General features: G+C 57.5%; 4 protein-coding genes. 3 read left to right on the forward strand and 1 reads right to left on the reverse strand.

The annotated features are described in order from the left end of the window. The first annotated feature begins 38 nt into the window (after positions 1-38). The 3 genes from OXR61_RS15010 (at position 39) to OXR61_RS15025 (ending at position 4492) form a co-directional block, all read left to right on the forward strand. Complete coding sequence (locus tag OXR61_RS15010) at positions 39-2726, forward strand: bifunctional acetate--CoA ligase family protein/GNAT family N-acetyltransferase (protein ID WP_021506461.1); 2688 nt, start codon at positions 39-41, stop codon at positions 2724-2726. 83 nt (positions 2727-2809) lie between these two features. Then, the gene (gene pssA / locus OXR61_RS15020; protein WP_031279342.1) at positions 2810-4168 is read left to right on the forward strand and encodes a CDP-diacylglycerol--serine O-phosphatidyltransferase; all 1359 of its coding nucleotides are present in this window, start codon (positions 2810-2812) and stop codon (positions 4166-4168) included. A 3-nt stretch (positions 4169-4171) separates the two neighbouring features. Further along, a complete protein-coding gene (locus tag OXR61_RS15025) occupies positions 4172-4492 on the forward strand; it encodes a YfiM family lipoprotein (RefSeq protein ID WP_040679584.1) in 321 nt (106 codons plus the stop codon). Here OXR61_RS15025 and OXR61_RS15030 read toward each other — a convergent pair whose 3' ends face one another. After that, on the reverse strand, positions 4493-5794 hold the full coding sequence (locus OXR61_RS15030) for an MFS family transporter (RefSeq protein WP_267412356.1): 1302 nt from the start codon (positions 5792-5794) through the stop codon (positions 4493-4495). Positions 5795-6000 lie beyond the last annotated feature (206 nt).

Here is a 6000-nt window from a genome sequence, read left to right on the forward strand (position 1 = left end):
GTTTACAATCATGCCAATCCCGAGAGCAGGAGCGAATGATGAGCCAACGTGGACTGGAAGCGCTGTTACGACCGAAATCAATTGCGGTGCTGGGTGCGTCGATAAAACCGGGCCGCGCTGGCTATCTGATGATGCGCAACCTGCTGGCGGGCGGCTTTGGCGGTCCGGTGTTGCCGGTCACGCCCAAATACAAGGCGGTCAGTGGCGTTCTGGCCTGGCCGGACGTGGCCAGCCTGCCCTTCGCCCCCGACCTGGCGATTATCTGCACCCACGCCAGACGCAACCTGGAACTGTTACAGCAGCTGGGAGAAAAAGGCTGTAAAGCCTGCATTATTCTCTCCGCGCCGGCCAGCCAGCTGGAGGCACTGAAAGCCTGTGCCAGCCAGTGGCAGATGCGCCTGCTGGGCCCCAACAGTCTGGGCCTGTTAGCCCCCTGGCAGGGGCTGAATGCCAGCTTCTCACCGGTACCGATTGCGAAAGGACGCATCGCCTTTATTTCGCAATCGGCGGCGGTTTCCAACACCATTCTCGACTGGGCGCAACAGCGCAACCTGGGCTTTTCGTGGTTTATCGCCCTGGGCGACAGCCTGGATATTGATGTCGACGACCTGCTGGATTTTCTTGCACGCGATGGCAAAACCAGCGCCATTTTGCTCTACCTGGAACACCTGAGCGACGCCCGGCGCTTCGTTTCTGCCTCGCGTAGCGCAGCGCGTAATAAACCGATTCTGGTGATCAAAAGCGGTCGCAGCCATCAGGCACAGGCGATGATCGGCACCGCCAGCGGACTGGATGCCGCCTGGGATGCCGCCATTCAGCGCGCCGGTCTGCTGCGCGTGCAGGACACGCATGAGCTGTTTTCCGCCGTGGAGTCGCTCAGCCACATGCGCCCGCTGCGCGGTGAGCGCCTGATGATTATCAGCAACGGCGCCGCCCCGGCAGCGCTGGCGCTGGATGAACTCTATGCGCGTAACGGCAAGCTGGCGACGCTGGATGAGCCCACGCTGCAGGCGCTGGCGGCCCTGCTGCCGGAGGGCATCGGGCGCGGTAATCCGCTGGATTTGAAAGATCATGCGACGCCCGCGCTGTATGTAGCCTGCGTAACACAGCTGCTCGACAGCCATGAACTGGATGCGCTGATGATTATTCATTCACCCAGCGCCGTCTCTCCGGCCAGTGAAACCGCCGCGCAGATTATTGCGGCGGTGGCCGCGCATCCGCGGGGTAAGCAGGTGACGCTGCTGACCAACTGGTGCGGCGAACACTCTTCGCAGGAAGCCCGCCGCGCATTCACCCAGGCCGGCATTCCGACCTGGCGCACGCCAGAAGGTACGGTGACGGCATTCATGCACCAGGTTGAGTATCGGCGTAACCAGAAACAGCTACGCGAAACGCCAGCGCTGCCGCTGGGCCTGACGCAAAACAGCGCCGAGGCACATCAGCTGCTACAACAGGCACTGGATAGCGGCATTACCACGCTGGATACGCACGAGGTGCAGCCCATACTGCAGGCTTACGGGCTGGCGACGCTGCCAACCTGGATCGCCAGCGACAGCCAGTCTGCCGCTAAGATTGCCGACCAGATTGGTTATCCGGTGGCGCTCAAGCTGCGCTCGCCGGATATTGCGCATAAGTCGGATGTACAGGGCGTGATGCTCTATCTGCGCAGCGCGGCAGAAGTTGAACAGGCAGCAGACGCCATCTTCGATCGCGTGCGTGAAACGCATCCGCAGGCGCGCATTGACGGCCTACTGGTGCAAAGTATGGCGAACCGCGCCGGTGCACAGGAGTTGCGGGTGGTGGTTGAGCATGACCCGCTGTTTGGCCCAATCATCATGCTGGGCGAAGGCGGTGTGGAGTGGCAGCCGGACAAGCAGGCCGCCGTAGCGTTGCCGCCGCTGAATATGACGCTGGCGCGCTATCTGGTGATTCAGGCACTGAAGAGCGGCAAAGTGCGCAGCCGCAGTGCACTGCGACCGCTGGACATCACCGGTTTGAGTCAGCTGCTGGTGCAGGTATCAAACCTGGTGGTCGACTGTCCGGAGATTCAGCGGCTGGATATTCATCCGCTGCTGGCATCCGCCAATACCTTTACCTTGCTGGACGTGACGCTGCAGCTGGCTCCGTTTCATGGCGACAGTGAGGCGCGGCTGGCGATTCGTCCCTATCCGCACCATCTGGAAGAGCAGGTGCAGCTTAAAGATGGCCAGCGCTGCCTGTTTCGCCCGATTCTGCCGGAGGATGAACCGCAGCTACGTGCCTTCATCGCCCAGGTCACCAAAGAAGACCTTTACTATCGCTACTTCAGTGAGATCAATGAGTTTACCCACGACGATTTGGCGAACATGACGCAGATCGATTACGACCGGGAGATGGCGATTGTCGCAGTACGCCAGCATAACGGTGCCGATGAGATTATCGGCGTGACGCGCGCGATCTCCGATGCTGACAATATCGACGCAGAATTTTCGGTATTGGTGCGTTCTGACCTGAAGGGTCTGGGCATGGGCCGGCGGCTGCTGGAAAAGATGATCCGCTATACGCGCGATCACGGCCTGCAACAATTGAACGGTATCACCATGCCGCACAATACCGGCATGATTACCTTAGCGCGAAAACTCAATTTTCGTGTGAATATTCAAATGGATGATGGCATTGTCAGTCTGAATTTACCGCTGGCTGACACCGGCGACCTGGCTGTAGAGAAAGGTAAAAATCCTCCTTAACCGGCCGGTTGATGTTATTATTTACCGTTAGGATCATGATTTGATGGCAAAAGGCCATACAATGAACAGAGAAGAAGTGCACTGTGATGTTGTCTAAATTCAAACGCAATAAACACCAACAACACCTCGCACAGCTGCCTAAACTGTCACAGTCCGTGTCGGATGTGACCACGCTTTACTCGCCCGCCGAGTTTCGTGAAACCCTGCTGACGAAAATCGCTATGGCAGAAAAACGCATCTGCATCGCCGCGCTGTATCTGGAAAATGATGACGGCGGACGCAGTATCATGCAGGCGCTGTATGCAGCGCGTCAGGCGCGCCCGGAACTGGATGTCAGCATTCTGGTGGACTGGCATCGTGCGCAGCGCGGCCGTATCGGTGCCGCGCGCGGCCTGACGAACGCCGACTGGTATTGCGAAATGGCGGCGCAGCATCCCGATATCGCGATTCCGGTGTATGGCATTCCGGTGAACACCCGTGAAGCGCTCGGTGTGCTGCATCTGAAAGGCTTTATCATTGACGATACGCTGCTCTACAGCGGTGCCAGCCTGAACGATGTTTATCTGCATCAGCATGACAAATACCGTTATGACCGTTATCAGCTGATCCGTAATCCGCAGCTGGCGGACACCATGTTTCAGTGGATTGGTGAGAATCTCACACATTCTGAGGCCGTTAACCGTCTCGACCAGGCCGAACGTCCCTCCAGCCCGGAAATTAAGAATGAAACCCGCCAGTTTCGCCAGGAGCTGCGCAGCTTCAATTATCAGTTTACCGGTGACGCTGGCAACGAATCACTGGCCGTCACGCCGCTGGTCGGGCTGGGTAAACGTAGCCTGCTGAACAAAACCATCTTCCATTTAATGCCCTGCGCCGAGCGTAAGCTCACGCTGTGCACGCCGTACTTTAACCTGCCGGCCATTCTGGTGCGCAATCTGATCCAGCTGCTGCGTCAGGGCAAAGAGGTTGAGATCATCGTCGGCGATAAAACCGCCAACGATTTCTACATTCCGCCACACGAGCCGTTCAAGATTATCGGTGCGCTGCCCTATCTGTATGAAATCAACCTGCGTCGCTTCCTCAGCCGGTTGCAGTATTACGTCAATAACGGCCAGCTGACGGTACGTTTGTGGAAAGATGGCGACAACAGTTATCACCTGAAAGGCATCTGGGTTGATGACGAATGGATGATGATCACCGGTAATAACCTCAATCCGCGCGCCTGGCGACTCGATCTGGAAAATGCGGTGCTGATTCACGATCCGCTCAACCAGCTGGCAGAGCAGCGCGATAAGGAACTGGCGCTGATCCGTCAGCACACCACGGTGGTGAAACATTTCCGCGAGCTGGAGAGCATCTCTGATTATCCGGCAAAGGTGCGTAAGCTGATTCGCCGTCTGCGTCGCATCCGTATCGACCGCCTTATTAGCCGTCTGCTGTAGCCGATGCGTGCGCTCATCCTCTGTGCGGTATTACTGTGTAGCGGATGTGCGCATGTGGCGCAGGACAGCTGGACCGGCCAGGATAAGGCACAACACTTTTTCTCCTCTGCCGCTCTGGCTGCCGCGGGCAGCGAGATCTCTCAGCATCAACATCAGGGCCACGGGCAGAATCTGCGCTTCGGCCTGCTCTTTTCGCTGAGCTTCGGCGTAGCCAAAGAAGCCTGGGACAGCCGCCATGTCGGGAGCGGCTGGAGCTGGAAAGATCTTAGCTGGGATGTCGCCGGTGCGGCCAGCGGCATTGCCCTGTGGAACCTGAGCCAGTAATCACAGCGCAATCCCCTTGCCTTTGCGGTGCAGCATCAGTGATACCAGAAATGCCAGCGCGCCCATTGCCGAGACATACCAGAAGAAGGTGGTTTCGATGCCGTGCTTCTTCAGTAACAGCGCCACGTACTCGGCCGAACCGCCAAAGATAGCGTTAGCTACCGCATAGGAAAGCCCCACGCCCAGTGCACGCACTTCCGGCGGGAACATCTCCGCTTTAAGGATGCCGCTGATGGCGGTGTAGAAACTGGTAATAATCAGCGCCAGCATCACCAGCACGAACGCCAGCCCGCTACTTTGCACATTCTGCAGCAACATCAAAATCGGCACGGTACAGATAGCCGCGCCAGCGCCGAAGATCATCATTGATGCCCGCCGGCCAATCTTATCTGACAGCGCGCCCACAATTGGCTGAATCAGCATGAATACCAGCAACGCGCCGGTCATCAACGCACTGGCGCTGCGCGCATCCATACCCGCCGTGTTCACCAGATATTTCTGCATGTAGGTTGTGAAGGTATAGAAGCTCAGCGATCCGCCGGCGGTAAAGCCAAGCACCATCAGGAAGGCGCGCGAATGGTTACGCAGCAGGCCAAGGATGCTGCCGGCATCGCGATGTTCCCGGTGCTTTTTCTCGGAGGTTTCATTCAGTGAGCGACGCAACCACAGAGCGACCACGGCCAGAACCGCGCCAAGAAAGAACGGGATACGCCAGCCCCAGCTGCGCAGCGCTTCATCACTGAGGATTTGTTGCAGCACCACGACCGTCAGCACGGCTAACAGCTGACCGCCAATCAGTGTGACGTACTGGAACGACGCGTAGAAGCCTTTGCGCCCTTCCAGTGCCACCTCACTCATGTAGGTAGCGCTGGTACCATATTCACCGCCCACCGATAAGCCCTGAAACATGCGCGCCAGCAGTAAAATCACCGGTGCCGCAATGCCTATTTTGCCATAGCCGGGTAAACAGGCGATGACCAGAGAACCAAAACACATCATGCATACCGAGATAAGCATCGAACTTTTTCGGCCGTGACGGTCCGCGATGTAGCCGAATAGCCAGCCACCGATGGGACGCATTAAGAAGCCCGCCGCAAACACGCCGGCCGTTTGCAGCAGCTGGGTAGTGGTGTCGCCGGCCGGGAAAAATACATGAGCAAAATAGAGCGAGAAGAACGAGTAGACGTAGAAATCAAACCATTCGACCAGATTGCCGGACGACGCGCCGACAATGGCCCAGATGCGTTGTTTACTGACGGCTGCCGCTTCCGGCTGGGCCGATTTTTGTTGTAAGTCGGTCATCTTTTACCTCATTTCCTTGCGAAGAACATCGCTAAAGCAATGAGTAAAGCAGCTGTAGGCCGTACGGGGGAATCAGAGCCCGTTCAGGATGACAAAATGTGACAGAGCTGGAGTTTTAGGGAGAGATTTTGCAAGGGGTGAAGTGGATTTGGCGATCGCCAGACGTAAAAAAGCCCCGGACTCTCGTCCGGGGCTTCCTTACTGGT

Source organism: Pantoea sp. GM_Pan_4 (assembly GCF_026541005.1).
GTDB lineage: Bacteria > Pseudomonadota > Gammaproteobacteria > Enterobacterales > Enterobacteriaceae > Pantoea > Pantoea dispersa.

Excerpts from the sequence above, each read along its gene's own strand:
- OXR61_RS15025 (WP_040679584.1), top strand. The coding sequence starts at position 4,172 with ATGCGTGCGCTCATCCTCTGTGCGGTATTACTGTGTAGCGGATGTGCG.
- OXR61_RS15030 (WP_267412356.1), bottom strand. The coding sequence starts at position 5,794 with ATGACCGACTTACAACAAAAATCGGCCCAGCCGGAAGCGGCAGCCGTC.
- OXR61_RS15010 (WP_021506461.1), top strand. The coding sequence starts at position 39 with ATGAGCCAACGTGGACTGGAAGCGCTGTTACGACCGAAATCAATTGCG.